Annotated in this window: 24 protein-coding genes and 1 pseudogene; 15 read left to right on the top strand and 10 right to left on the bottom strand. The window is 71.2% G+C overall.

Features of this window, described 5'->3' with window-relative positions; genetic code table 11:
- Position 1: 1 nt before the first annotated feature.
- The 5 genes from GEV10_15105 to GEV10_15085 are packed head-to-tail and all read right to left on the bottom strand — an operon-like array spanning position 2 to position 5,007.
- Positions 2 to 1,333: a CpaF family protein gene (locus tag GEV10_15105; GenBank protein MQA79784.1), complete on the bottom strand. Its 1,332-nt coding sequence runs from the start codon at positions 1,331 to 1,333 to the stop codon at positions 2 to 4.
- Positions 1,334 to 1,335: 2 nt separating this feature from the next.
- Positions 1,336 to 1,698, bottom strand: a complete 363-nt coding sequence (locus GEV10_15100) for a pilus assembly protein (GenBank protein MQA79783.1) — start codon at positions 1,696 to 1,698, stop codon at positions 1,336 to 1,338.
- On the bottom strand, positions 1,695 to 3,275 hold the full coding sequence (locus GEV10_15095; protein MQA79782.1) for an AAA family ATPase: 1,581 nt from the start codon (positions 3,273 to 3,275) through the stop codon (positions 1,695 to 1,697). Before GEV10_15095 ends, GEV10_15100 begins: the two co-directional genes overlap by 4 nt.
- A 60-nt stretch (positions 3,276 to 3,335) precedes the next feature.
- Positions 3,336 to 4,064: a Flp pilus assembly protein CpaB gene (gene cpaB, locus GEV10_15090; protein MQA79781.1), complete on the bottom strand. Its 729-nt coding sequence runs from the start codon at positions 4,062 to 4,064 to the stop codon at positions 3,336 to 3,338.
- A 10-nt stretch (positions 4,065 to 4,074) separates the two neighbouring features.
- Positions 4,075 to 5,007, bottom strand: a complete 933-nt coding sequence (locus GEV10_15085; GenBank protein ID MQA79780.1) for a hypothetical protein — start codon at positions 5,005 to 5,007, stop codon at positions 4,075 to 4,077.
- Positions 5,008 to 5,354: 347 nt separating this feature from the next.
- Between GEV10_15085 and GEV10_15080 the strand changes: the two genes are divergently transcribed.
- From GEV10_15080 to GEV10_15050, 7 genes are all read left to right on the top strand, one after another.
- Positions 5,355 to 5,954, top strand: a complete 600-nt coding sequence (locus tag GEV10_15080) for a hypothetical protein (GenBank protein MQA79779.1) — start codon at positions 5,355 to 5,357, stop codon at positions 5,952 to 5,954.
- A 69-nt stretch (positions 5,955 to 6,023) separates the two neighbouring features.
- Positions 6,024 to 7,133 carry a hypothetical protein gene (locus tag GEV10_15075; protein MQA79778.1) on the top strand — a complete coding sequence of 370 codons (1,110 nt, stop codon included), beginning with the start codon at positions 6,024 to 6,026 and terminating at the stop codon, positions 7,131 to 7,133.
- Between the two features lie 47 nt (positions 7,134 to 7,180).
- Positions 7,181 to 8,077, top strand: a complete 897-nt coding sequence (locus GEV10_15070; GenBank protein ID MQA79777.1) for a hypothetical protein — start codon at positions 7,181 to 7,183, stop codon at positions 8,075 to 8,077.
- A 186-nt stretch (positions 8,078 to 8,263) separates the two neighbouring features.
- Positions 8,264 to 8,482 (top strand): BldC family transcriptional regulator, encoded by a 219-nt coding sequence (locus GEV10_15065; GenBank protein MQA79776.1) that lies wholly within the window; start codon positions 8,264 to 8,266, stop codon positions 8,480 to 8,482.
- Positions 8,483 to 8,528: 46 nt separating this feature from the next.
- Positions 8,529 to 9,176, top strand: a complete 648-nt coding sequence (locus tag GEV10_15060) for a hypothetical protein (GenBank protein MQA79775.1) — start codon at positions 8,529 to 8,531, stop codon at positions 9,174 to 9,176.
- Positions 9,177 to 9,216: 40 nt separating this feature from the next.
- A complete protein-coding gene (locus GEV10_15055; GenBank protein MQA79774.1) occupies positions 9,217 to 10,374 on the top strand; it encodes a hypothetical protein in 1,158 nt (385 codons plus the stop codon).
- Positions 10,375 to 10,439: 65 nt separating this feature from the next.
- Positions 10,440 to 12,068, top strand: a complete 1,629-nt coding sequence (locus GEV10_15050; GenBank protein ID MQA79773.1) for an OmpA family protein — start codon at positions 10,440 to 10,442, stop codon at positions 12,066 to 12,068.
- A gap of 1 nt (position 12,069) precedes the next feature.
- Here GEV10_15050 and GEV10_15045 read toward each other — a convergent pair whose 3' ends face one another.
- Positions 12,070 to 13,788 carry a multicopper oxidase domain-containing protein gene (locus GEV10_15045; protein ID MQA79772.1) on the bottom strand — a complete coding sequence of 573 codons (1,719 nt, stop codon included), beginning with the start codon at positions 13,786 to 13,788 and terminating at the stop codon, positions 12,070 to 12,072.
- 337 nt (positions 13,789 to 14,125) lie between these two features.
- On the opposite strand from GEV10_15045, the gene GEV10_15040 reads away from it, so the two are divergent.
- The 5 genes from GEV10_15040 to GEV10_15020 all read left to right on the top strand — a co-directional run bounded on the left by GEV10_15040 (position 14,126) and on the right by GEV10_15020 (position 17,635).
- Positions 14,126 to 14,440 carry a PadR family transcriptional regulator gene (locus GEV10_15040; protein MQA79771.1) on the top strand — a complete coding sequence of 105 codons (315 nt, stop codon included), beginning with the start codon at positions 14,126 to 14,128 and terminating at the stop codon, positions 14,438 to 14,440.
- Positions 14,441 to 14,567: 127 nt separating this feature from the next.
- Positions 14,568 to 15,302, top strand: coding sequence for a DUF2520 domain-containing protein (locus tag GEV10_15035; GenBank protein ID MQA79770.1), 735 nt, complete (start codon positions 14,568 to 14,570; stop codon positions 15,300 to 15,302).
- On the top strand, positions 15,299 to 16,162 hold the full coding sequence (locus tag GEV10_15030) for a pantoate--beta-alanine ligase (protein ID MQA79769.1): 864 nt from the start codon (positions 15,299 to 15,301) through the stop codon (positions 16,160 to 16,162). The genes GEV10_15035 and GEV10_15030 overlap by 4 nt, the downstream gene beginning before the upstream one ends.
- Positions 16,159 to 17,055, top strand: coding sequence for a 3-methyl-2-oxobutanoate hydroxymethyltransferase (gene panB / locus GEV10_15025; protein MQA79768.1), 897 nt, complete (start codon positions 16,159 to 16,161; stop codon positions 17,053 to 17,055). The genes GEV10_15030 and panB overlap by 4 nt, the downstream gene beginning before the upstream one ends.
- Positions 17,039 to 17,635, top strand: coding sequence for a methyltransferase domain-containing protein (locus tag GEV10_15020; GenBank protein ID MQA79767.1), 597 nt, complete (start codon positions 17,039 to 17,041; stop codon positions 17,633 to 17,635). Before panB ends, GEV10_15020 begins: the two co-directional genes overlap by 17 nt.
- A 108-nt stretch (positions 17,636 to 17,743) precedes the next feature.
- Here the strand turns inward: GEV10_15020 and GEV10_15015 are convergent, their stop codons facing one another.
- A complete protein-coding gene (locus GEV10_15015) occupies positions 17,744 to 18,331 on the bottom strand; it encodes a TetR family transcriptional regulator (GenBank protein MQA79766.1) in 588 nt (195 codons plus the stop codon).
- A 167-nt stretch (positions 18,332 to 18,498) separates the two neighbouring features.
- Here GEV10_15015 and GEV10_15010 point away from each other — a divergent pair.
- Both GEV10_15010 and GEV10_15005 read left to right on the top strand, forming a co-directional pair.
- A pseudogene (locus GEV10_15010) lies at positions 18,499 to 19,952 on the top strand (DHA2 family efflux MFS transporter permease subunit).
- A 73-nt stretch (positions 19,953 to 20,025) separates the two neighbouring features.
- Entirely contained in the window at positions 20,026 to 22,050 is a 2,025-nt protein-coding gene (locus tag GEV10_15005) for an amylo-alpha-1,6-glucosidase (protein MQA79765.1), read from the top strand.
- Here the strand turns inward: GEV10_15005 and GEV10_15000 are convergent.
- The 3 genes from GEV10_15000 to GEV10_14990 are packed head-to-tail and all read right to left on the bottom strand — an operon-like array spanning position 22,029 to position 24,765.
- Complete coding sequence (locus GEV10_15000; protein MQA79764.1) at positions 22,029 to 22,283, bottom strand: molybdopterin-guanine dinucleotide biosynthesis protein; 255 nt, start codon at positions 22,281 to 22,283, stop codon at positions 22,029 to 22,031. The genes GEV10_15005 and GEV10_15000 overlap by 22 nt on opposite strands.
- A 26-nt stretch (positions 22,284 to 22,309) precedes the next feature.
- Positions 22,310 to 23,446: an N-methyl-L-tryptophan oxidase gene (gene solA / locus GEV10_14995; GenBank protein ID MQA79763.1), complete on the bottom strand. Its 1,137-nt coding sequence runs from the start codon at positions 23,444 to 23,446 to the stop codon at positions 22,310 to 22,312.
- Positions 23,446 to 24,765, bottom strand: coding sequence for an MFS transporter (locus GEV10_14990; protein ID MQA79762.1), 1,320 nt, complete (start codon positions 24,763 to 24,765; stop codon positions 23,446 to 23,448). The genes solA and GEV10_14990 overlap by 1 nt, the downstream gene beginning before the upstream one ends.
- Before the next feature lie 143 nt (positions 24,766 to 24,908).
- Between GEV10_14990 and GEV10_14985 the strand changes: the two genes are divergently transcribed.
- A complete protein-coding gene (locus GEV10_14985) occupies positions 24,909 to 25,109 on the top strand; it encodes a DUF3046 domain-containing protein (protein MQA79761.1) in 201 nt (66 codons plus the stop codon).
- Positions 25,110 to 25,252 lie beyond the last annotated feature (143 nt).

The raw sequence follows: 25,252 nt of genomic DNA, 5'->3' as shown, positions 1-25,252 counted from the left end.
GTCACGTGGCCTCCCGCTTGTTGCGGTCGTCCACGGAGGACACACCGAAGGTCGCGGGCACCGCCTCGCCGGCATAGGTGAGGCGCTTGGCCATCGCCGGGGGGATCGGCCGGTGGACGAACTCCCCGCGCACGATCCGCTCGGGACCCATGGGCTCCGGCTCGAACTCCAGGAGTGTCTGGAGCTGGAAGTTCTCCCTGCGGCGGGACGCGATGCCGGCCACCTCGACGATCCTGCGGCTGCCGTCGATCCCCCTGTCGAGGTGCACGATGACGTGGACCGCGCTGTTGATCTGGTCGCGTACCGCGTCGTACGGGATGTTGACCTCGCTCATGCTCGCGAGGGTCTCGAGTCGGTAGATGGCGTCATCCGTCGAGTTCGCGTGCACGGTGACGAGCGAGCCGTCGTGCCCGGTGTTCATCGCCTGCAGCATGTCGAGCGTCTCGGCACCGCGGACCTCGCCGACGATGATCCGGTCGGGGCGCATGCGCAGCGAGTTGCGCACCAGCTCGCGGATCGGTATCGCTCCCTTGCCCTCGACGTTCGGCGGTCTGGACTCCAGCCGCACCACGTGGTCCTGCTGGAGTTGGAGCTCCGCCGCGTCCTCGATGGTGACGATGCGCTCCTCTTCGGGGATGAGCCCGGACAGCGCGTTGAGGAAGGTGGTCTTGCCGGTGCCCGTGCCGCCGGAGATCACGACGTTGAACCGCGCGCGCACCATGGCCGCGAGCAGGCCGGCGGTCGGCACGTCGATCGTCCCCAGCCGGACGAGCTCGTCCATCGGGTACGGCCGGGGGAAGCGACGGATGGTCAGCGTCGGCCCGGACAGGGCGAGCGGCGGGACGATGACGTTGACCCGTTCACCGGTGGGCAGCCTCGCGTCGACCATCGGACTCGACTCGTCGACGCGGCGGTTGACCTGCGACACGATGCGGTCGATGGTCTGGTAGAGCTGCTCGTCGCTCGTGAACTCGGTGTCGATGCGCTGGATGAGGCCGTTGCGCTCGATGTAGACGTCGTTGCGGCCGTTGACCATGATCTCGGTGATCGTCTCGTCTGCGAGGAGCGGCTCGAGCACGCCGAGCCCCAGGGCCTCGTCGACGATGCGGCGGATGAGTGCCGCGCGCTCGCGGTTCGACAGGACGGGGCCCTCGCGGCTGACGATGTGGCCGGTGACGCGTTCCAGCCGGGCACGTCGCTGCGGCACGTCGAGCCCGGCGAGCTCGGTGAAGTCGATCTCGTCGAGCAGGCGCTCGCGCCAGTGCGCGACCCCGACGGACTCGTCGGTCGCCGCGGGGGAGTCGCCGTTGTCGACGCGGTCCTTGAGGCTCATGGTCAACCCACCGGCATCTGGACGGTACGGGTGACCTTCCAGTCGATCGGTCCGTTGAAGATGATCGGCACCTGCCCGGTGACGGTCGCCGTCGCGGTCACGCCGTCGCTGTTGACCACGATCGTGGATCCCTGCTTGCGGACCGACTCCGGCAACGCCCTGCGGGCGGCCACACTCCCGTTGAAGCCCTGGCTCTCCACCCGCGCACCGGTCCGCGCGGCGTTGTCGACCTGCTCCATGGTCATGAAGTAGGCGAAGACCTCGACGACCGTGAAGAAGATGGCGAACAGCAGGGGCAGGTAGGCGACGGTCTCGATCGTCGCCTGACCGCGTGAGCCCCGCGCATACCGACGTGACGTCGTCATTCGTGCACCACCTCCGCCGAGGCCGTCATGTGCCACGGGGCCTCGATGCGGGGCATCAGGACGGGCACACGCAGCGACACCGTGACCTTGTCGTCGCCCTCGCGGTAGTCGATCGTGGAGCGTTTCGACCAGTCACCCGGCATGCGCTCGTGGGCGCGCTCGCGGACCTTGTCGGGTGCCAGCCCCACCGCCGCGGCTCTGGCACCTTCGTTGGCCGCATGGCTGGCCGTCATCATCGCCATGCCGAGCAGCAGCGACTCCCACAGCACGATCACCAGGATGGCGATGAACGGGAGCATCGCGACGAACTCGATCGTGGCCTGCCCCGCCTGCCTGGGCCTGGTCTTCTTCTTGCGCTTGCCCTTGCCGGCCGGTGCCGGAGCGGGCACGTTCACCGTCTGCACCGCGCCGTGCGGCGGTCCCTGGAGCGCACCGATCTCGCGCAACATCCGACCCATCGCCTTGCGGAACGCGGGGTTCTCGACCTCGGACGGGGTGCCGGTGTTCGCCGCGGACTCCAGGCCGCGGAAGACCGAAGGCACGGTGGCCGTGAGCACGCGGAAGCCGAGGACCTTGCGGACGAAGTCGGGTTGGATCTCGCTCTGCCTGTGGTGCCGGTTGACGACCACGGCCAGGTCGTCGCGCTTGCGGACCTGGAGGCGCTCCCACATCTCCACCAGCCGGCGGGCGCCACGGAGTGCGGGCATGTCGGGGGTGACCGTGATGACGGCGAAGTCGGCGATCTCGGTGGCCATGGCGGCGGCGTCCGTGACGTAGGCGCCGCAGTCGACGATGACGAGGTCGTACCGCGACCGCAGGCTGCCGAGCAGCTGGCGGGTGGCGGTGCTCGACACGTCCTCGGCACGTTCGCCGTCACGTGGCGCGAGGAGCACGTGTGGCCCGGCGCGGTGCGCGAAGAGCGTGTCGGCGAGCACCGTGCCGCTGATCTCGTCCGCAGCCTCCGCGAGGTCGACGATGCTGCGGCGGTGGGTGATGTCGAGATAGGTCGGCACGTCGCCGGCCTGGAGGTCCATGTCGACGAGGCAGACCGATCTGCGGGCGCTCGTCGCGGCCAGGGCGAGGTGGACCGCCAGGGTCGTGGTGCCCGTGCCGCCCTTGCTGCCTGCCACCACCACGATGCGCCCGGTGGTGCCGGCCATCGACTGCTCCGTGGAGTAGCCCTCGATGTGCCGGCGCATCGTGCGCGACCATTCGGCGACCCCGCTGATCTTGGTCTCGAGGTCCTCGAGCGACGGCTTCGCGACGAGGACGCCGCGGGCACCGGCCTCCATGGCCGAGCCGAGAACGCCCGCGGTCGCCTCGGCGACCAGCATGATCACCGCGACGTGCGGATAGCGGCCCGTGACCTCGCGGATCAGCTCGGCCGGCGGCAGCGGTCCGAAGCTCTCGTCGAGGAGCAGGCAGTCGATGCCGCCGTTGTCGGCGAGGTAGGGCACGACACTGCTCGAGCCGGCCAGGACGCTGCTGAGGTGGATGTCGGGCAGCTCGGCGATCTGCGCACGCAACCGGCCGCTCGTCGTCTCTTCCGCCGTGCACAGCAGCACCATGTAGCTCACCGGTGCGCCTCCCGTTCGTCGACGGTCGCGGGTGTCATGAGCCGGCCTCCGGAGTGAGCATCATGGCGTCTGTTCCTTGACCGGGTCGATCGAGCACACTTCCCCGGTATCCGGTTCGTCTTCCGTGGTTCCCGGACCGATGAGGGCGAGTCGTACCTTCGTGGCGTAGCCCTCGGCCCACGCGAGCCGCTTGGTGTCCCGCTGGCTCAGCGCGAAGGTGACGGGCACGACCTGACTCAGGTCTGCCTGGGAATCCTCGTTCCCGCCCTCGCCCTTCTCGGTGCGCAGCCTGCCCACCTCGATGACGCGCGCGTGGGAGAGCAACTGGGTGGCGCACGACTTGCTGCGGGTACCGGTGCTCTCGGTGTAGGTGGCGTACACGTCGACGACCGATCCCGACGTGACCTTGCCGGCGACACCGGTCTCCGCGTCGATCATGATGGCGATCTCCCGTTGTCCCGGGCGCAGGGAGGGCGCGTCGATGATCATGCTCGTCTGCAGGTACGAGCCCTTCTTCAGCTCGTTGACCGCGACCTTGCCGTCGAGGTCACGCGTGTCCGAGACGAACGGTCCGCTCAGCCAGCGCTTGGGTACCTCGGCCTCCTCGACCTGTGCCTTCGTGACGGCGCCGTTGGCGGCCACATCCTGCTTGAGCTTGAGCACCGTCACCAGGTCGCCGACCTCGGCCCGCACCGAGCTCACGTAGCTCAACACCGTGACGAAGACCACGATCGCGCCGAGTGTGGCGACGATCATGAGGGCGGCGCCTCGTCTCTGCCTGGGGTTCATCAATGATCACCTATGTGTGGGATGGGCGCGCCGAACCACTCGACGCGGGAGTGAGCAACGGATTCTCGGGCGGGGGTTGGTGCCCCTCGGGGAGGGTCTGGGACGGTCGGAAGGCGGCGCCGCGCGCGGACATGTAGCAGAAGGGGCACGGGTCGGCCGACACGAGCTCCCCACACCAGGAGCACGGACGGTACCGGATGCTGCGGACCGCTCGGGTGAGGACGTCGGCATGCCCGCTGTACGCGAGGAACTCGACGTGCTTCTTGTTCCCCCAGTAGCCCTCGCCCAGCGGCTGTGGCGGCAGTGACCTGACCACCGACGGTCGGAGCGCAGGCACCAGGTTGGCGCGTACCCAGTCGTCGGTGCCGCCACCGTGCGGAGACACCAGCAGGTGGATCGGCTCGTGCGGCCGTGCGACCTGACTCGGTTGGAACGCGTGGGTCGACACCAGCCCCTGCTGCGGTGCCGCCGTCGCCACGAAGCTCGCACCGGGCAGGTAGGAACGCAGGTGGTGGCCCATCGTCGTCGGGATGTGCTGCAGGCGGGTGGCGCTGCGCACCCACGCTCCGGACAGGACCATCTGCTCGAGGCGGGGCAGCATCGCGACGAGGATGCCCGGCGGCACGTAGCGGCCGAGGTGAGCGAGCAGGTCGACCGCCAGTGACAGGGCGAGCGGCGGCAGGCTCGAAGGGACGCTGACGATGCGGGCGGGTGCGAGGGCGGTGCGCGCGAGGCGAACGGTGCGCTCGGCGGGCTGGGCGCGCCAGGACGGGTAGACGCAGATGACCGTGCCGCCACCTGCCTCCGCCTGCTCGCGAATGATGTCGATGACCTGTTCCTTCGTGGCGGCGCTCGACGGGGCGACCGGGGGCAGGCGCACGGCAGTCGTGCTCGTGATGCTCCCCGTACGGGGGACGTCAGCGGTCACCACGACCGGCGTCATCGGACCCACCTTCCGAGACCGGCACTTCCCGACTCGCGAACTACCGCTGGCACTCGGTGACCGGTGCGTGATCTCCGGATCCCGACGGTGCTCGCCGGTCCTCATTGTGGCCGTCAGAGGGTCCCGATGGGTACCGACGGTAGTACGCGTAAGGATGTCTGCCCGATAGATAGCGAAACAGTCCACAAGTTCCTTATTGCTGTGGAATGCAGCCTTATACGCCCATACGACCCGGAACAGGGCCGTGCTCGATGGTGCTCGCGGTACGTTGCTGACCCGATCTCGCCATCGACGCGGTGGCCATCCGTGTCGCTACGGACAGTGTGCGCCGACGAGAGGGAACGCTGATGGGTCGTCGTGCCGCTCTGCTGGCGGTGGTGGCATGCCTGGTGGCCGTCGCCACCACGGGCTGTTCGCCCGATCGACCCGAGCCGGGGCAGCGGTCGTCGCCGTCGTCTCCGACCACGCCGCCGTCTCCGACCACGCCGTCGCCATCGGCCACGAGCGAGACCGGCAGCGCCTCACCGTCGCCCACCCGCACCCTCGCGTACCGGAACACGAGGGTGGGTGGCAGCAGGACCGACGGTCCCGCGATCCGGGTCGAGATCTACGCGCTCCGGCGCGACGGTGAGCTGGCGGTCCTCGAGTTCGGGGTGCGGAACCGTTCCACCGAGCCGACCAGCCTGGGCCGGACCCTGAGTGCCGGCGAGCGGGAGTTCGACGCCAGTGGCGTCACGCTGTACGACCCGGCCACCGAGCTGCGCTCGTCGCCTGCGGAGTCCGGCGGCGAGTGCGTGTGCTCGACGGACCTCGACAGTGCCGTCATCGAGCCCGGCGCCACCCAGCTGCTCACCGCGACGTTCGGTGCCCCCCGCGCCGGGGTGCGGACGCTCGACGTCCGCATCCCGACCGCTGGAACGTTCACCGAGGTCGCCGTCGAGGAGTGAGGGACGCCGACCGTGGCCGCGCCATTCGTGCCATCCTGGGGCTGCTTGCCGTCTCGTCGAGGGGCCAGGATGCGCGGGAGAGTCGGGATCGTCGCGGTCCTCGCCACCTGTGCCGTCGTCGCCTCGTCGTGCGGTCTCGCCGCGAAGGAGGCCACACAGACCCGCGGGCCTCGGGAGACGCCGAACCCCGTCGTGTCGACCGAGTACGCCGCGTCGGTCCAGAGCGGCGACGTGCGACTGCTCGGATCCCGGCGCTCGCTCGGCAAGCCCACCGGGCTCGTCATCGGGCCGCACTTCGTCCTGCACCAGCAGTCGGTGGGCACCGTGCGCGAGGTCAGCGCGGGTGTCGCGCGCAAGCTGGGCATCCCCGGGCCGGTACGCGCACCGGCAGGGCATGAGTTCGTCGTCGCGGACTTCGCGAAGAACGTCGCCGTGGAGCACGACCTGCCCAGGGGCGGCAGGCAGATCGGGTCTCTGCAGGGCAAGAAGTACCGGCAATGGCTGAGCGTCGGGCGGTCCGCCCGCCCTCCGATATACGTCGATGTCACCAAGGGCACCCTGTTGATCGTCTGCGCGCCGGAGGGCGAGCCCGTTCGGCTGAAGATCCTCGACTCCGGCAGGACACAGTGGCTCGACCTGCGCACGGGCAAGCGGGGCCAGGACGCCGTGACGTCCTTCTACCCGTCCCGCGACTGGAGTCCCGCACTGCCGGACGGGGAGGTGACCACCGTCGGCGTCGCGGGCGGAGAGGGTGTGGTCACGACCGTGCGGGACGTCACGGTGTCGCTGCGGCCGTTCGGACCCAACGGCACCTGGGCCAGGCGCGGCAAGGCCTGGCTCTACGTCACGGTCGACGCGGCGACGCTGTGCGGCGCGAGCGTCGCCTCCTGCCACGTCACCCTGGCGCCGAACCGGCAGATCAGGGTGCGGGTCGGCAGGGCGGGACGGCTGCGCACGGTCGGCAAGGTCACGACACAGCCACTGGGTGTCGGCACGTCGAGCACCTCGTCGTCCACGGTCGCGTTCGAGGTACCGCAGACCATCAGGTCCGCGAAACTCACGCTGTCGACCGCGGGCCGGGTGAGCATGCGGCCACGCAAGCCGAAGAGCAAGGTCGCCCGGCCGTCCTGGTTCAGGCGACCGGCGCCGCTCACCGCGCGGCTGGTGCCGCGGGGCTGACGCGTCATCGGGTTCGGTCACCCCGTCGAACATGCGACGATGCTGGTATGCCGCCCTACTCGGCCTACCTGCGTGTGTACGAGCCGCTCGCGGCGTTCCGCGAGCCCGCGCTCGCCGCGTGGGCGATGTACTCCGATCCCGAGACGAGCCTGCCCGATCCGCGCGCGGTCCTCGCCGACGAGCTCGACCGGGTGCGCCGGGGTCTCGCCTCGACACCGCCGGTGCTGGTGCCCGAGCGGGAGAGCGATCAGGCCCTGGTGCGACGCATCGACGAGACCACCTACATCTGCCCGCTCGAGACGCGGAGCAGGTCGGTGCTCGCGTACGCGACGCTCGACACCGATCTCCCGGCCGAGGTCGTCGACGCCGCGGTGCCCGCCGAGTCGCGGACGATAGCCGATCGACAGATCGAGCGGACGGGTGCGGAGGTCGTCGAACGCCGCCACATCCGTGACGCGCGCTGGCACGTCCCGTTGTCGTGGTTCATCCTCTTCCGGCCCGCCGAGCGGCGTCTCGTCCTGGTCCCCGACGAGGCCGCCGAGCAGGCGGCCGAGGACGCGGGGAAGGCGTCGGCGGCCGAAGCGACCCCTGACACCGGTCCCGACCGGACGATGAGCTACCTGACCAGGATGCCCGACGCGAGGAAGCGGCTCGCGCGGGCGCTCGCGGTCCTGCGGAAGACGGTGGAGGGGACGATCATCGAGGAGGTCGAGGGCCTCGGTCGCTGGCTGGAGGAGTTCCACCCGCATGCGCTCGTCGAGCTCGACTACGGCGGGCTCGTGGAGCTGGTCGACGACGGCTTCCTGCTGACCGACCGGTCGGTGGACGACGTCGCGGAGGGACTCGCCGCGCTCGCCGCCGGTGACGCCGAGGGCGCCGCAGGGCACTACCAGGCCATCGTGGCCAGATGGGTGACCGTGGAGCGCCACGAGACCGCGAACTAGGCGTCCCGTGGGTGCGCGCCAGCACTGGCCGGGGTTCGGCCGGCACAAGCTGTCATGATGCGCGTAAGCGTGAGACACTGCGCTACGGGACATTCCTGGTGACAAGCCTGACAAATCACCCTAAAACTAGGATATGTCCCGTGGGTGCGACGGGGGGTCGTAGACCGGTAACAGGAGAAGGTCCATATGGGCACTCGCAAGAGCGACGCAGAGGCGCTGCTGACACCAGCCGAGGTGGCGGCGATGTTCCGTGTCGACCCGAAGACCGTCACGCGATGGGCGAAGGCCGGCAAGCTCTCGTCGATCCGCACGCTGGGCGGTCACCGCCGATACCTCGAATCGGAGGTCAGGGCACTGCTCGAGGGCGTCCCCCACGGGGCGAACGAGGACGAGTCGTCCGCCTGACACCCCGGCCCGACACCGTGGCGTTCGCCGCCACGACCGAACCCCCGTGACCGGCCGGGATCCGGCCGACACCGTCGAGGTGGCGTCGAAGCGGCTGTCGCGGTGGCTGGACGGGTTCGGTGAGCGGCACGGGGAGACGTCCTGGGTGGCGTCCGCCGACACGGTCACCGTGACCGCCGCCGACGGCACGGTGGCCACGTGCGCGGTGCCGTTCCCTCCCCTCGCCGTGCGCGACGACGTCCCGTACGGCGGCCTCGTCGCGCACGCGACCGCCGAGCGCCGGGTGGGCGTGCTGCTCGTCCGTCGCGGCGGGTACGCCGCCGGGGTGTTCGCGGGCGAGCGGCTCGTGACCTCCAAGGTGGGCAGCCGTCACGTCCAGGGCAGGTCCAAGGCCGGCGGCTGGTCGCAGCGCCGCTTCGCCCGCCGCAGGGAGCAGCAGGCGCGCGAGGCGTTCGGGGCCGCCGCCGACACGGCCGCGCGCATCCTGCTGCCCGCGGCCGGCGACCTCGTGACGCTCGTCTGCGGTGGCGACCGGCAGGCCGTCGACGCCGTCCTCGCCGACCCGCGGCTGGCTCCCCTCGTCCCGCTCGCCGAGCGGCGTCTGCACTCCGTGCCCGATCCCCGGCAGCGGGTCCTCGAGCAGATGCCCGCCCGCTTCCTCGCCATCCACGTGACGATCACGCCGCCGCCGTAGGCCGCGCGCGACCGTGAGACGACCGTGAGAACATGGCGGCGTGCTACGACGCTTCCTCGGTGTCGTCCTCGGGACGGTCTGCCTCCTCGTCTCCGGGTGCTCGGGCGAAACCGTGGCGCGCAGCACCTCGACTCCCGAACCCGTCGGCAGTCCGCCGTCCGCCCTCCCCACGCCCGCGAAGGCCGACCCGGACGCCACCAAGAACGTCGCCTGGGACGAGCAGCGCGGCCGGTGGTCGGTGTTCGAGCTGTACCGGCACGGGAGGTACGTGACGCTGGAGTTCGGCGTGACCAACCTCGGCGATGACGAGTTCGGCATCGGCAGCACGCTCAGCAGGAGGGAGGCGGCGGAGGACGTCAGCGGCGTCACCGTCCGCGATCCGGTGGGGAAGAAGCGCTACCTGCCCGCCACCTTCGCGGGTGGGTGCTACTGCACGTCCCGGCCGTACACCGTCGGCAGCGGCCAGACGATGTACCTGACCGCGACCTACGCCGCGCCGCCGAAGGGCGTCGAGGCCGTGGACGTGTCGGTGCCCCAGGTGGGTACGTTCGCCGACGTTCCTGTGACGGCGGAGGCGAGCCCTCGCGCCACGCTGGAGTCGCCGCCCGGTCTGCCGGAACCCGTCGCCAGCAAGGTGATCCAGGCCAAGGGGGGCGAGTACTCCGGCACCGAGGTCTACGTCGTGGCGTCGGTGTACGGCATCTACCGCCGTGGCTCCCACGTCTACGTGTACCTCGGCGTGGGTCTCGACGGCACGCTGCCGTACGAGGAGGCGGCCGGCAGCGCCGGGCTGTTCGCCGCGTCGAACGAGGCGGCCGACGACCCGTCCGAGGGCGAGTCCACCGGCATCACGCTCGTCGACGCGACGCGAGGTACCGCCCACCAGGTCGCACGGGTCGCCGGTGGCAAGTGCCTGTGCTCGGTCGACCCGACCCTCTACGCCTACGGCACGACGATCGTCGCCGCCACCTTCGCGGCACCGGCCACGGAGGTCGAGGCGATGGACGTGGTGCTGCCGCACATCGGCGTGTTCCCTGGAGTCCCGATCAGGAAGGGTGCACTGCCGGAGCCCGATGCGCCGTCACCACTGCCCGGCTCGTCCTACGACTCGGTGTCTGTGGCGGAGCCCGACGGCAAGGGCGCTCCGGTGAAGGCTCCCGTCGTCCGCGTCCAGGCGAAGGTCCAGCCGGCGAGCTGACAGGCGGCACGAACTCATCCCCGGTGGGGTGCATCAGATGCGGCACCAGACCAGGGAGCAGAATAATGCAGATGCACCAGAGAGTGGTTCGCAGCGCAGTGGCGGTGGCCGCCGTCGTCATGGTGGCGGCAGGATGTGACGGGATCACGGGAGCCGGGTCAGCCGGCTCACCCTCGTCGCAACCGACCGGATCGGCCTCGCGATCGTCGACGGCGACCACGGCCGACGGCCTGCCCGCGCCGGTCGCACAGAAGGTGTGGGCGATCGGGACGAAGGAGAGCGGGGCCGCCTCGGCCGACGGCGGGCCGTTCCTCCAGGCCTCGGTGTACGGCGTCTACCGGCAGGGTGACGAGACACGGTTGATCCTGGGCATGAACATCGTCGGAGACGACGCCGAAGGCAGGTCGTTGCGGCCGATCGGCCTGTTCACCAAGGACCACACGGATGCGGACGACCCGTCGGCCTACAAGTCCACCGGTCTCACGCTGGTCGACTCGGCCGCCCGCAAGGCGTACCTCGTCGCGCGAGACGGTGAGGGCAAGTGCCTGTGCTCCGACAACCCGGACCTCGCGTCCTTCGCGACCACGCTCGTGAGCGCGCAGTTCGCAGCGCCGCCCTCCGACCTCTCCCAGATCGACGTGGTGCTGCCGAAGTTCGGCGTGCTCCGCGGTGTCCCGATCACCGACGGTGCGCCGCCGCAGGCGTTGCTCGAGGCGAAGAAGCCGACGTCGACCACCGAGCCGGGGGTCGTCATCGAGGATCTCGACTCGGAGGGTCCGGCAGCGACCGCTCCCGTCGTGGACATCGACGCGCCGGTCGCCAACCTCGACAAGTCGGTCACCAAGCGCCGGGGCAAGGTCGTGCTCGCCGCCGACGTCCTGTTCGACTTCAACAAATGGACGCTGACGAGCAAGGCCAAGGCACGCATCGCCGAGACGGCCGAGATCCTGCGCAAGGAGGCCGAAGGCCCCGTCCAGGTCAACGGCTACACGGACAGCAAGGGGTCCACCGCCTACAACAAGAAGCTCTCCGAGCGCCGCGCTGCCGTCGTGCGAGCGGAGCTGGCGAAGAGCCTCAGGGGATCGGGCATCTCCTTGGTGGCGAAGGGCTACGGTGAGGCCGACCCCGTGGCGCCCAACACGGTCAGCGGCAAGGACAACCCGCAGGGACGCGCCCAGAACCGGCGGGTCGAGACGGTGTACCGCAACGGTCCTGACTCGACGCCCACCCCCGGGCCGACGGATCAGTCCAAGCCCACGACCAACGAGACCCGGGAGCCGGGCGAGGTGCCGACGCCGACCAAGGCGTACGCCACCCGCACGGTGAAGCTCGGTTCGCAGGAGCTCGTCGTCGAGATGTACGGAGTGCACCGCCACGGCAGCCTGGCCACGCTCGAGTTCGGCGTCAAGGCGCCACCCGAGGGCGTGCGGCTGCGGGGTCTCTTCGCGAAGGACACCGTTCTCTACGACGAGGTCACCGGCGTCGACCTCCTCGACCGGCCGAACAGCAAGCGCTACCTGCCGGCGAGCCACGGCAAGGAGTGTCTCTGCTCGGTCGACTTCGGGCGGTACTCTGTCAGCGCCGGCCAGACGCTCTACCTCTCGGCCACCTACGCCGCCCCCGACGAGGGTGTGACGAAGGTCGACGTCGCGACCCCGCGCTCGGGGACGTTCAAGAACGTCCCCGTGTTCTGAGCTACGCGACGGTCTCGAAGGCGGCCATCATCGCCATGTCCTCGTGTTCGAGGTTGTGGCAGTGGAAGACGTACGCCCCGGCGTAGTCGGTGAACCTCACGAGGACATCGACGACCTCGCCGGGGCGTACGTCGACGGTGTCCTTCCACCCGTTGTCGTTGTCGGCGTCGCGCTGCACCTGGAAGCTGTCGAGGTGCAGGTGTACGGGGTGGTGGAGGTCGGTGACGAAACGCCAGCGCTCGACCTGGCCGAGCCGAGGTCGCGCATCCATGCGCGCCGGGTCGAAGAGCCTGCCGTTGATGGTCCACATCTGGTGCTGGCTCAGGTCGTCGCGGCCGAACCTGAAGCGCCGCTCGACCTTCGCCTGCTCGGGTCGTAGGACCTCGAACTCGCTCAGCTTCGCGGGCACACGGCTGTCGTCCTTCTCCTTGCGGGTCACCCGGAACCGCATGACCTGCGTGGTGCCCTCGGCGTCGCCCAGCTCGTTGGTCAGGGTCACCGTCGAGCCGACGGGGTACGCGGAGAAGTCGATCACCACGTCGAAGCGCTCGGCCGGGGCGATCGGCACGGTGCCCAGCTCGTGCGGAGCGGCGAGCAGGCCGCCGTCCGACCCCACCTGGACGAACGGGCTGCCGCTGCCCGGCTTCGGCGTCAGGGCCAGCCGGTAGCGGCGCGCGTTCGACGCGTTGAGGATGCGGAACCGGTAGCGCGTCGCCGTGACCTCCATCTCGGGCCACGGTGCGCCGTTGACGAGCACGACGTCGCCGAGCACGCCCTCCATGTACGCGTTCGCGACGCCGCGTCTGGTGCGCAGTGCGGGGTCGAGGGACGGGTAGAGGAACGTGCCGTCCTCGTCGAACGCCCGGTCGCAGATCATCAGCGGGACGTCGTGGTCGCCCTTCGGCAGCGGGAGGGCGTCCTCCTCGTCGTCGTGGACCAGGTGGAAGCCGGCCAGCCCGCGGTAGACCTGCGGCCCGGTGAAGTCCATCCGGTGGTCGTGGTACCAGAGCGTCGCGGCGCGCTGGCGCATCGGGTACGAGTACTGCCGCGACCCGCGCGCGATGCGGCCGTCGTGGCCGGACTCGGGACTCTCGTAGCCGCGGGGGAACACCAGGTCGACGGGAAAGCCGTCGCTCTCCGGCGGGGTATGCCCGCCGTGCAGGTGGACGACCATCGGCACGGTCAGCTCGTTGGCGTGGCGGACGACAGTCCGGCGGCCACGACGCGACACGATCGTCGGCCCGGGGAAGATGCCGTCGTACCCGAGGATCCTCGTGCGCACCCCGGGCAGGATCTCGGCCTCGGTCTCCCTGGCCGTGATGTCGTAGAAGTCGATGTCGGACGTCCGACGGCTGCGCGTCGCGACGGGCGGTATCGGCAGGGGCACGGAGAACGGACGGGGAAGCTTCGCGGTGCTGCGCAGCAGCTCGCCGGTCTGCACCTCGCGTACCAGGGCGGCGCAGCCGGGCAGTGCGAGCGCGGCGCCGAGCCCGCCGGCGAGTCCGAGGAAGCCGCGACGGGAGACGCTCACGAGCGTGCTCGCCGGTACTGCCGGCCGAGCCGCACGCGCCAGGCGACGACATTCCAGAACAGGGCGATGGCGATGCCCACGATGAACACGCCGAGCGGGATGTGCAGGGCGAACTGGCGGCTGTAGCCCATGCCGATCTGCAGCCCCTCGGCGAAGAAGAGCACCACCGCGGCGAGCATGTACCACCATGGGCCCTTGCCGACGAGCCAGAACAGGAGGGCCGCGGGAGCCATCCCGATCATCGTCACGGCGACGAGGCTGCTGCCGATCGTGCCGTGGTAGCTCATGGCCTCGAGCTCGCCGTTCAGGTACACGCCCGCGAAGATCGGCTGCGCGACGGCCGCTGCCGCGTGGATGCCGAGAACCACCGCGAGTAGTGCCCAGGTGACGCGGGTGCGCGCCTGGGGCCTGGTCGGTGCGTCGACGGTCGCCTGTTCCATTGCACTCCCCTGTCTGGCCCCCACCAGTAGACACAGACTATATGACGACTGCTGACATAGATTGCCAGGTCCCTTATATTGGTGTGATGGATCCCAACGCCGTGCGCGGTCACCTCGAACCGATGATCCTCGCGGTCCTCGAACACGAGCCGCTGCACGGCTACGCCGTGATCACCTCGATCAAGTCCGGCTCGGGCGGCGAGCTCGACCTCAACACGGGCAGCGTCTACCCGGCGCTGCGCAGGCTCGAGACCGCCGGCTACATCCGCGGCTCCTGGCAGGTCGTCGACGGACGCCGCCGGCGCACGTACCGGCTCACCACCGCCGGCGCCAAGGCGCTGAGCAGGCACCGCGCCGAGTGGCGTCAGTTCACCCGCACCGTCGGCGACGTCCTCGGCTGAGCGACCTCGATTGATAAGGTGACAGGCGTACGTCTCGCCGTCACCTGCCAAAGGGACGGACGGGAGAGCGCACCACCACAGTCCGACCGCACCAGCGGACCGGCATCCCTCAGGGAGCTGGATCCAGATGAACGACGCTTCGTGTCACCCGCGGGTGGCCGTGGTCGGCGCGGGCCGACTCGGCTCCGCCGTGGCCGCCGCCCTACCGGGCGCCGCCGGCCCGTACGGCCGGGGGTTCGACGGCACCGATCCCGACGGCGACGGGTTCGCCGCCGTACTCCTCTGCGTTCCCGACGCCGCGATCCCCCAGGCTGCCGCTGCGGTGGTGCCAGGTCCGCTGCTCGGTCACTGCTCGGGTGCCCAGGGCACCGGTGTCCTGGGCGGGCGCGAGGGCTTCGTGCTGCATCCGCTGATGACCGTCCCTGAGCGTGGCGCGACGTTCGCCGGCGCGGGCTGCACCGTCGCGGGCACGTCGGAGCGCGCTCTCGCCTTCGCCCGCCGGCTCGCCGGGACGCTTGGCATGACCGCCGCCGAGGTCGCGGATGCCGACCGTGCGCTGTACCACGCGGCGGCCTCGTTCGCCGCGAACTTCCTCGTCACCGTGGAGGCGTGCGCGGAACGCCTGATGGCCGAGGTCGGCGTGCCGCGCACGCTGCTCGTCCCGCTGGTCGAGGCGGCCGCGGCGAACTGGGCGTCGCAGGGCGCCGAGCGCGCGCTCACCGGCCCGATCGCGCGCGGCGACGAGGCCACCGTCACCGCGCAGCGGACGGCGGTCGCCGAGCGCGCGCCCGACCTGCTGTCGCTGTTCGACGCCCTTGCCGACGCCACGCGCGCGCTCGCCGATCGGAGGTCACACCCGTGAAGACCGTACGTACCGTCGAGGACCTGCGCGCCGAGCTGCGGCCGTCGCGCCTCGCCGGGCAGACGATCGGGCTCGTACCGACGATGGGGTTCCTGCACGAGGGGCACCTGTCGCTCATCCGGCGGGCGCGGGCCGCGTGCGACGTCGTCGTGATGTCGCTGTTCGTGAACCCCGCCCAGTTCGACGAGTCGGCCGACCTCGAGGCGTACCCCCGCGACGAGCGGCGCGACGCCGCCCTCGCCGAGCGCGCCGGGGTCGACGTGCTGTTCGCGCCGCCGGCCGACGTCGTGTACCCGGACGGCTTCACGACGACGGTGCGCGTCACCGGTCCGCTGACCGGGAGCCTGGAGGGCGCCCAGCGCGGCGCCGACCACTTCCACGGCGTGACCACCGTGGTGACGAAGCTCTTCGCGATGGTCCAGCCCGACGTCGCGTACTTCGGGCAGAAGGACGCGCAGCAGTCCGTCGTCGTGCGCACCGCCGTCCGCGACCTGAACCTCCCCGTGCGGGTCGAGGTGTGCCCCACGGTCAGGGAGCCGGACGGCCTCGCGCTGTCGAGTCGTAACGTGCGGCTGCTGGGCGACGACCGCAGGCGTGCGCTCGCGCTGCGCCGCGGTCTCGACGCCGCCGAGGCCGCTGTGGCCGGCGGCGTGCGCGACGCCGACACGATCGAGAAGGCCGCCGTCGCGGCGATGGCCGACCTCGCCGTCGAGCCCGAGTACCTCGCCGTGGTCGACCCGGGGACGCTCGCGCCGCTGCGGGTCGTCGACGGCACGGCCCTGGTCGTGGTGGCCGCGCGGGTGGGTCCCGTCCGGCTGATCGACAACACCGTCATCGACATGTTGGGGAGTGGCGCATGAGCAGCCCACCGACCGTGCGGGCGAGCAGGGTCTCGCTGCCGTACCTCGCCGAACTGCGGGAGCGCGGCGAGCCGATCGTCATGGTCACGGCGTACGACCACCCGTCGGCGGTCGCCGCCGAACGCGCCGGGGTCGACGTCGTGCTCGTGGGTGACTCGGCCGCCACGACCGTGCTCGGCTACGACGGTACGACCACGCAGGTCACGCTCGACGACATGCTCGTCCTGGCCCGCGCCGTCCGCCGCGGCCTGCACCGGCCGCTGCTCGTCGGCGATCTGCCGTTCGGCTCGTACGAGGTGAGCGACGAGCAGGCGGTGACCAGTGCCGTCAGGTACGTCAAGGAGGCCGGCTGTGACGCCGTCAAGCTCGAGGGCGGCGGGCCCACCCCGCGGGCGCGGGCGCGGGCGATCGTCGACGCGGGCATCCCCGTCATGGGACACGTCGGCCTGACGCCGCAGACGGCGACGGCCCTAGGCGGCTGGAAGGCCCAGGGCAGGTCGGCGGCCGCCGCGTACCGGATCGCGGAGGACGCGAGGGCACTGCAGGAGGCGGGTTGCTTCTCGATCGTGTTCGAGGCCGTGCCTGCCGAGGTCGCTGCGGCGGTGGTCGAGACCCTCGACGTGCCGGTCATCGGCATCGGCGCGGGTGCAGCGACCGACGGCCAGGTGCTGGTGTTCCACGACCTGCTCGGCATCCGCGACGGTGCGGGCGCGCGGTTCGTCAAGCGGTACGCCGACCTGCAGGACCAGATGGACGCCGGAGTGACGGCGTATGCCGACGACGTGCGCGCCCGGCGTTTCCCCGGACCCGAGCACGCGTACCCGATCGACCCGGCAGAGCTCGCGGAGTTCCGCCACGCGCTCCAGAATGGTGCGCATGGCGAAGGTGCGTGACGCGGTCCACTGGGACGCGAAGTACGCGGCGACCGACCGGTTGTGGTCCGCGACGCCGAACGTGACGGTCGCCGAGGTGGTCGAGCCGCTGCCGGCCGGGCGCGCTCTCGACGTCGGTGCGGGCGAGGGCAGGCACGCGGTATGGCTGGCCGCGCGCGGGTGGCGGGTCACGGCGGTCGACTTCTCGCCGGTGGGCATCGAGCGCGGCCGGGCCGGGGCCGTCGAGACCGGTGCCGACGTCGACTGGGTCGTCGCCGACGTGCTCGACTGGGCGCCGCGGCCCGGCACGGTCTTCGATCTCGTCCTGGTCGCGTTCATCCACCTGCCGGACGACGTGCTCGCGCGAGCGCGCCGGTGGCTGGCGCCCGGCGGCCGCCTCGTGGTGGTCGGGCACGACCTGCGCAACCTCACCGACGGCGTCGGCGGGCCGAAGAACCCGGCGCTGCTGCACACCGAGGACGAGCACCGCCGCACGGCGGAGGGCCTCGCCGTCGAGCGCCTGGGCGAGGTGCTCCGCGAGACTCCGGAAGGGACGGCGATCGACCGCGTCCTGGTGGCGCGGGCGCCGGAAGAGCCCTGACCCCGGCCGGGCACCGCACCCCGAGCGACCGTTGGGGACCCCGGCAGGGGCGGACTCCACCGTTGGGGACCCCGGTGGGGGTGGGCACCACGAGCGGGGACCCCGGGGTCAGGCGGGGCCTGAACCGTTGGCGGCGATCATCTCCCGCGCGACCTGGGTGACGGCCGCGTGCACCTCCGCGGGGTCGTGGTCGCCGCCGGGGCCGAACGGGGTCTCGCTGCCCGCGCCGAACACCATCGACCCGACATGGATCGAGAGCACCGCGCCGAGCGCCCGCACCTGGTCGACGAGCGGGGCGTCCTCGTCGCGGAGGATCTCGTTGACCCGCTTCATCGACTCCTTGAAGCGGCGGCCCATGTCGGAGTCCTTCAGGGCGCTCGACCCCTGCTGGAGGAACCGCATGACCTTGGCCCGGTGCACGACGATGGTCGCGTAGCGCTCGACGAACTGCTGGCGCGTCTCGACGTCGCCGGGCCGGTCGGCGGCCCAGTCGACGAGCCGCTCGATCTCGCTGAGGTGGTCCTCGAGGAGGCTCTCGAGGATCGCCTCCTTGCTCTTGAAGTGGTAGTAGAGGGCTGCCTTGGTCACCTCGAGCCGCTCGGCGATCTCGCGCAGCGAGGTCTTGTCGTAGCCCTGCTCGCCGAAGAGGTCGAGCGCCACCTGCTGGATGCGCTCGCGGGTGCCTTCCGTGCTCATGGGCTCACCTTACTCGAACTTACTTGACGACCGGCTAGCTTCAGCTTACCGTATGGCAGGTAAGCACTGACCGGCCGACAAGCAAGCGAGAGAGAACCGTGACCCACTCCGCACCTCAGCTCACGCGCCGCGGGCTGCTCACCGTCCTTCCCGGGCTCCTCATCGTGATGCTGCTCGCGCAGCTCGACATGACGATCGTGGGCACTGCGATGCCGCGGATCGTCGGTGACCTCGGCGGCGCCGAGCACCTGGCCTGGGTCGTCACGGCGTACATGCTTGCGGTCACCGTGGTGACGCCGCTGTACGGCAAGCTCGGCGACATGTTCGGCCGCAAGCGGCTGCTGCTGCTCGGCATCGTCCTGTTCCTCGTGGGGTCTGCCCTGTCCGGGATGGCGCAGGACATGACCCAGCTGATCGCCTTCCGCGCGATCCAGGGTCTCGGTGCGGGTGGCCTGATCGTCGGCGTGATGGCGACCATCGGCGACATGGTGGCGCCGCGCGAACGGGCGAAGCTGCAGGGCTACTTCGTGGCGACGATGGCGGTGTCGATGATCAGCGGACCGCTGCTCGGCGGCCTCATCACCGACCATCTGAGCTGGCGCTGGACGTTCTACATCAACCTGCCGCTGGGCATCCTCGCGCTCGCGCTCGTCGCCGTCACCCTCCGGCTGCCGAAGCGGACGAGTGCGCACCGGATCGACTTCCTCGGCGCGGGGCTGCTCGCCGCGGCGTCCACGGCCATCGTGCTGGTGACGACCTGGGGTGGCACCGAGTACGCCTGGGGGGGTCGGCCACGATCATCGGTCTCGCCGTCGGTGCGCTCGTCGCCTTCCTGGTGGTCGAGTCGCGCGCGGCCGAGCCGATCCTGCCGCTGCACGTGTTCCGGCACCGCAACTTCTCGGTGTCGTCGGCGCTCGCGTTCCTCGTCGGGTTCGGGATGCTCGGCGCGGTCACCTTCCTGCCGCTGTTCATGCAGATCGTGCAGGGCGCGTCCGCGACGAACAGCGGTCTGCTCCTCGTGCCGATGATGGCCGGCGCGATGGTGATGTCGCTGGTGTCGGGTCAGATCATCGGCCGGACGGGGCGCTACCGTGCCCTGCCGATCGTCGGTGCCGCGGCCATGAGCGTGGGTCTGTTCCTGCTCTCGCGGCTCACCGAGAGCTCCGCCGACCTGGCCACGACCGCCTTCATGGTGGTGCTCGGGCTCGGCATGGGCCTGCTGATGCAGATCACCCGGCTGCTTCCGCAGAACAGCGTCGACCCGTCCGACATGGGCGTGGCGAGCAGCACGCCGCAGTTCTTCCAGACGATCGGCGGATCGATCGGCGTCGCGATCTTCGGCGCCGTGTTCAACAGCCGGCTGCGGGACTCGCTCGGTGGAGCGGGCGGCCAGGCCGCGGCGGCGGGGAGCGGCATCGACCCGGCGACGATCGCGCAGCTGCCCGCGCCCGTACGCGAGGCGCTCGAGCACGCCGTCACGCACGCGACGCAGGGGGTGTTCCTGATGGCGACAGGTGTCGCGCTGGTCGCCTTCGTCGTGGCCTGGGCGATCAAGGCGGTGCCGCTGCGCACGGCGGCGCCGCAGGACGACGAGCCGCGGGAGCTCGTCGAGGTCGCCTGAGCGCGCAACGACGTCGGTGCCTCACACCATCGGGGGGTGTGAGGCACCGCGACATCAGCGGTACCGTGCGCCGGTGGACCGCCAACCCTTCCTGCACGACCTGTCCGTGAGCCTGCGCGCGCCGACGGTCGTGCTGAGCGGCCGCGACGGGCAGGTCAGGCGCGGTGGCGTCCAGGGCGCGTTCCACGCCGACATCCGCGTGCTCGCGTACGCGCGGGTGCTCGTCGGCGGCTGCGAGCCCGACCCGCTGGTGGTGCACGACGGCGGACCGGGTGAGGTGACCTACGTCGGGATCGTCCGCGATCTCGGCGACTCCGGGGGCGACCCGACGGTGCGGCTGACCCGTCGCCGCACGATCGAGGCCGACGGCCTGACCGAGGAGATCGAGCTCTCGTCGACGGCCGCCGTCGCCGTCGCGACGGAGGTACGACTCGCGGTCGCGACCGACCTCGCGGCCATGGCGGTGGTGCGCGGCGGTGGAGCTGCGCCCGACGTCGCCCCAGACGTGCTGCCCGACGGATTCGGCTGGGCTGCCGGGGACGATGACGCCGTGCGCGTGGAGCTGACCGGCGAGGGCGCGGCGGTCGACGCCGGCGAGGTCGTCCTGCGCTGGCGGCTGCGGGTGGCCGACCCCGGGCGGGTGGTCGTCCCGGCGACGACGGCTGTGCCCTGGTCACGTCCCCTCGTCGAGGCGGACGACCGGAGACTGGCGGTCCTGCTCGACTGGTCGCTCGCCGACCTCGACGCGCTCCGACTCGCCACCGCGGCACGACCCGGCGAGACCTTCCTCGCGGCGGGTGCGCCGTGGTACTTCACCCTCTTCGGCCGCGACAGCCTGTGGGCGGCGCGGATGCTGCTCCCGCTGGGCACCGACCTCGCCGCGTCGACGCTGCGCGCGCTGGTCGCCTTCCAGGGCACGCGGCACGACCCGGACACGGCGGAGGCGCCGGGCAAGATCCCCCACGAGCTGCGCCGCGAGGCGCTGGTCGGTCGCGGGGGCCTCCTGCTGCCGCCGGCGTACTACGGCACCGTCGACGCGACGCCGCTCTGGATGATCCTGCTGCACGACGCCTGGCGCTGGGGCCTGGCGCCCGAGGAGGTCGAGCCGCTCCTGCCCCACCTGGAGGCCGCCGCGACCTGGCTGCTCGAGCACGCCGACCCCGACGGCGACGGCTTCCTCGAGTACGTCGACGAGTCGGGCCACGGCCTGGCCAACCAGGGCTGGAAGGACTCACCCGACGCGGTGCGCTTCCGCGACGGCGGGATCGCCGAGGGACCGATCGCCCTGTGCGAGGTGCAGGGCTACGCGCACGAGGCGGCGCGGGCCGCGGCGGCGCTGCTCGACGCGTTCGGCCGACCGGGGGCGGAGCGGCTGCGGGTCTACGCGGACGCGCTGGCGACGGCGTTCCGGGAGAGGTTCTGGGTCGAGGACGAGCGAGGCGCGTACCCCGCGCTCGCGCTCGACGGCGACAAGCGTCCGGCCGACGCCGTCACGAGCAACATCGGGCACCTGCTCGGCACCGGCCTGCTCGACGCGCGCGAGGCGGCGCTCGTCGCCGAACGGGTCACGTCGCCGGACATGGACAGCGGCTTCGGCCTGCGCACGATGTCGGCCGACAGCGGCGGCTACTCGCCGCTCTCGTACCACTGCGGCACCGTGTGGCCGCACGACACCGCGGTCGTCGCGACCGGCCTGATGCGCGAGGGGCACAGTGCCCGCGCCGCCGCGCTCGCCGCGGGTCTGGTGCGCGCGGCCCCGGGGTTCGACCACCGGCTGCCCGAGCTCTTCGCCGGCGACGCACGCGAGGGCGCGAACCCCGCGACGCCGTACCCCGCGTCGTGCCGCCCACAGGCGTGGGCGGCGGCGTCCGCGGTCAGCGTGCTGCTGGTGCTGCTCGGGCTGCGGCCCGACATCCCCGGCGGCGTCGTCGACCTGCGGCCCGCGTCGCCGACGCCGGTGGGCGCGCTGCGCGTCGACGGCCTGGTCGTCGGCGCCGACCGCCTGACCGTCGAGGTCGACCGCGACGGCCGGCTCGTGTCCGCGTCCGGCTGCGACCTGGTCAGAACCTCGGCGGGCTACGACCCGCCGGAGTTCTGATCAGTCGGGCGACTGTTCGCTAGGGCGGTCAGCCGCGCGGCCGCGTCGGCGGGATCGGCGCCGCGGCCCACCGCGATGCCCAGCAGGTACGTGGTGAGCGGCGCGGCCGGTCGCGCGACCTGGTGCGCGGCGTCCCTGGCGAGGTCGAGGACCCGGTCGACGTCGGTCTTCTCCGTCGCGAGGTCGAGCCCGAGCTCGTCGGCGCAGAGCCCGGCCCATTCGATGAGTGTCATGCGACCGACGCTAGTCGCAGGGAGCGTCAGCCGGTCGCGAACCTGGTCGGGTCGAAGAGGGCGATGTCGTGCCGGGTGTGCCCGTCGACGACGAGGTCGGCGAGCACCTCGCCGACCAGCGGGGCGAACTTGAAGCCGTGCCCGGAGAACCCGCAGGCGACGACGACGTTGTCGCGGCCAGGGTGGTGGCCGATGACGAACGCGTGGTCGGGCGTCATGGTGTAGAGGCACGCCTTCGACGTCGCGTGCCGCCCGGCGAGCGACGGGACGCGCGGGGCGAGGAAGTCGCGGATCTCCTCGATCTCCGCGGCGTGGACGGTGCGGTCGACGTGGTCGGGGTCGGTGGTGTGCGGCCGACGGTAGAACGCCACCTTCACGCTGGTGTCGCCGTCGTGCGCCGGGAAGCCGTAGATCAGCTCGTCGTCGGTGTCGCCCCAGAGGAAGATCGGGTGCGACTCGTACGGCGCCGTGCCGCCGGTCGGCTCGAACCAGTGCATCACCTGGCGCTCGACGACCATCGGCACCTCGAGCTCGCGGAGCAGCCCGGGTGACCAGGCGCCCGCGCAGAACAGCAGCCGTCCCGCGGTGTGCCGTCCGCTCGTCGTCGTGACGCTCACGCCGCCGGCATCGGAGGTCCAGTCGAGGACCTGCTCGCCGTACCGCAGGTCCGCTCCGGCCCGCGCGGCGAGGTCGCTGTGCGCGAGCACCGACTCCTCCGGCCGGACGAAGCCGGTGTTCGGCTCGTACAGCCCGACCTCGGTGTCGGCGGGCGACAGGGTGGGGAAGCGGCGGCGGATCTCGGGCGCGGTGAGGATCTCGTACGGCAGTCCCCACTGCTCGGCGCTGCGCTGCCCGCCGGTCGCCAGCCCGGCGCCCGGGTCGCTGATCATGACGCCGCCGGTCACCGTGAGGAGCGACCGTCCTGAGTCGCGTTCGGCCTGCCGCCACAGCTCGTACGCCCGCAGCACGAGCGGGACGTACGAGGGGTGCTCGTGGTACGCCTGCCTGGTCACCCGGGACCTGCCGTGGCTCGATCCCTTGTCGTGGCCCGCGGTGAAGCGTTCGAGGCCGAGCACCAGCTGCCCTCGCGACGCGAGGTGGTACGCCGCCGCGCTGCCCATGCCGCCGACGCCGACCACGATGACGTCGTAGGGGGGAGCCATCAGCGCCGCTCCCGCTGCGCCGCCTCGTGGAGCGTGAGCGCGCGCGTCTCCGGGGCGAGCGGGATGGAGATGACGATGCCGACGCCGACGACGCCGGCGAGGATGAGCATCGTCGGCCCGACGCCGAATCCGTCGAGCACCGAGGGGAGCACGAACGTGCTGATCGCCGCACCCGCCCGGCTCACCCCGGCCGCGATGCCGACGCCCGACGCGCGCACCTCGGTGGGGAAGATCTCCGACGGGTAGACGCTCTCCAGGTCGGCGGCCGCGGAGATGACGAAGGCGACGACCAGGAAGGTCGGGATCAGGATCCACAGCGACGCGTCGGGGTTGAGTCCGAGGACGAGCAGCGCCACGCCGACGATCACGAACGACCAGATGACGAACGACCGCCTGCTGATCGCGTCCATCACCAACCAACCCGCGGCCGCGCCGGCGAGCAGGAACAGGTTGAAGAGCACCTCGCCCAGCACGCCGCTGCCGATGCCGAACGCCTCGATGATGCTCGGCAGGAACGTGCCGATGCCGAAGTACGGGAAGACCTGGCAGAACCAGAACATGCCCGCGAAGACCGTACGGCCGAGGTAGCGACGGGAGAACAGCTCGCGGTAGCGGGTGCGCGTGCCCTCCTCCTGCGGCGGCTCCAGTTCGTACTCGGGGCCGAAGTAGTCGTCGACGACCTTGCGTGCCTCCTCGACGCGACCCTTGCTGACCAGCCACCGCGGCGACTCGGGTGTGCCGAGTCGCAGCAGCAGGGTGATGATCGCGGGGATCGCGCTGCTGGCGAGCAACCAGCGCCACGCGTCGTCGCCGAGCGGGCCCCGTACGAGGATGCCGACGCCGTACGCCGCGACGAAGCCGACCGTCCAGGTGGCGTTGAGACTAGCCAGCAGGCGGCCACGCCTGCGCTTGGGCACGAACTCCGAGAGCAGCGCGGGACCGATCGCGTAGTCGGCGCCGATCGCGACGCCGAGCAGGAAGCGCAGCACGAACAGGGCGACCGGGCCGTCCACGAACAGCTGCAGGATCGACGCGATGATGAACAGGACGAGGTCGAAGACGAGCATCTTCTGCCGGCCGACCTTGTCGGTGATCGGTCCGAAGACGAACGCCCCGACGAAGATGCCGATGAGCGCGGACGCGCCGAGCAGGCCCTGCCACACCGTGTTCAGGCTCATCTGCTCGGTGATCTGCGGCAGCGCGAGTCCGATCGTGCCGAGGATGTAGCCGTCGCACACGAAACCGCCGACCGTATAGAGGCAGGCGCGTACGTGGAACGCGGTGATCGGTGAGTCGTCGAGCGGCTTGGTCGGCTGCATCGCGTGGCTCCCGGTAGTCAATCGGTTGACCGGGACATCCTGCCAGGGACGGACACTGACGGGGAACCATGGACACCGTGGGTGTCCGCGGACGAAATGACGTCCGTTTCCGGGTCCGGCGGCGATCGCGGACAATGGTCGGCATGGCACTGTGGCGGACCGAGTTCTGGGCTCGGATGGAACAGCAGCTGGGCAGCGCGTACGTCGACTCGTTCTCCCGCGACTACGTCATCGCCGCACTCGGTGGCCGCACCGTCCACCAGGCGTTCGACGCCGGCTACGAGACCAAGGTGATCTGGCGGGCGGTCTGCGACGCGCTCGAGCTCCCCGACCGCGAACGCTAGGGCGTTTACCAACGCGCCCTAGTAGTACTTTGTTATGTCGAGTCTGCGGGGGTGGGTGGGCGTGGCAGGACGGGTTGCAGGCAGAGACGGCAAGCGCCGGTCCAGACGCCGAGTAGGGCCTGGAGTTCGCGGAGGACGGCGTA

The sequence above is a fragment of the Streptosporangiales bacterium genome (assembly GCA_009379955.1).
Lineage (GTDB): Bacteria > Actinomycetota > Actinomycetes > Streptosporangiales > WHST01 > WHST01.
The sequence above is the reverse complement of the archived record's forward strand: the minus strand, read 5'-3'. Positions and strand labels throughout refer to the sequence as shown.

Excerpts from the sequence above, each read along its gene's own strand:
- GEV10_15085 (MQA79780.1), bottom strand. The coding sequence starts at position 5,007 with ATGACGCCGGTCGTGGTGACCGCTGACGTCCCCCGTACGGGGAGCATC.
- GEV10_15035 (MQA79770.1), top strand. The coding sequence starts at position 14,568 with ATGAACGACGCTTCGTGTCACCCGCGGGTGGCCGTGGTCGGCGCGGGC.
- cpaB (MQA79781.1), bottom strand. The coding sequence starts at position 4,064 with ATGAACCCCAGGCAGAGACGAGGCGCCGCCCTCATGATCGTCGCCACA.
- GEV10_14985 (MQA79761.1), top strand. The coding sequence starts at position 24,909 with ATGGCACTGTGGCGGACCGAGTTCTGGGCTCGGATGGAACAGCAGCTG.
- panB (MQA79768.1), top strand. The coding sequence starts at position 16,159 with ATGAGCAGCCCACCGACCGTGCGGGCGAGCAGGGTCTCGCTGCCGTAC.
- GEV10_15040 (MQA79771.1), top strand. The coding sequence starts at position 14,126 with ATGGATCCCAACGCCGTGCGCGGTCACCTCGAACCGATGATCCTCGCG.
- GEV10_15015 (MQA79766.1), bottom strand. The coding sequence starts at position 18,331 with ATGAGCACGGAAGGCACCCGCGAGCGCATCCAGCAGGTGGCGCTCGAC.
- GEV10_14990 (MQA79762.1), bottom strand. The coding sequence starts at position 24,765 with ATGCAGCCGACCAAGCCGCTCGACGACTCACCGATCACCGCGTTCCAC.
- GEV10_15000 (MQA79764.1), bottom strand. The coding sequence starts at position 22,283 with ATGACACTCATCGAATGGGCCGGGCTCTGCGCCGACGAGCTCGGGCTC.
- GEV10_15070 (MQA79777.1), top strand. The coding sequence starts at position 7,181 with ATGCCGCCCTACTCGGCCTACCTGCGTGTGTACGAGCCGCTCGCGGCG.
- GEV10_15080 (MQA79779.1), top strand. The coding sequence starts at position 5,355 with ATGGGTCGTCGTGCCGCTCTGCTGGCGGTGGTGGCATGCCTGGTGGCC.
- GEV10_15065 (MQA79776.1), top strand. The coding sequence starts at position 8,264 with ATGGGCACTCGCAAGAGCGACGCAGAGGCGCTGCTGACACCAGCCGAG.
- GEV10_15105 (MQA79784.1), bottom strand. The coding sequence starts at position 1,333 with ATGAGCCTCAAGGACCGCGTCGACAACGGCGACTCCCCCGCGGCGACC.
- GEV10_15020 (MQA79767.1), top strand. The coding sequence starts at position 17,039 with ATGGCGAAGGTGCGTGACGCGGTCCACTGGGACGCGAAGTACGCGGCG.
- GEV10_15100 (MQA79783.1), bottom strand. The coding sequence starts at position 1,698 with ATGACGACGTCACGTCGGTATGCGCGGGGCTCACGCGGTCAGGCGACG.
- GEV10_15050 (MQA79773.1), top strand. The coding sequence starts at position 10,440 with ATGCAGATGCACCAGAGAGTGGTTCGCAGCGCAGTGGCGGTGGCCGCC.
- solA (MQA79763.1), bottom strand. The coding sequence starts at position 23,446 with ATGGCTCCCCCCTACGACGTCATCGTGGTCGGCGTCGGCGGCATGGGC.
- GEV10_15045 (MQA79772.1), bottom strand. The coding sequence starts at position 13,788 with ATGGTGGTACATGCTCGCCGCGGTGGTGCTCTTCTTCGCCGAGGGGCT.
- GEV10_15075 (MQA79778.1), top strand. The coding sequence starts at position 6,024 with ATGCGCGGGAGAGTCGGGATCGTCGCGGTCCTCGCCACCTGTGCCGTC.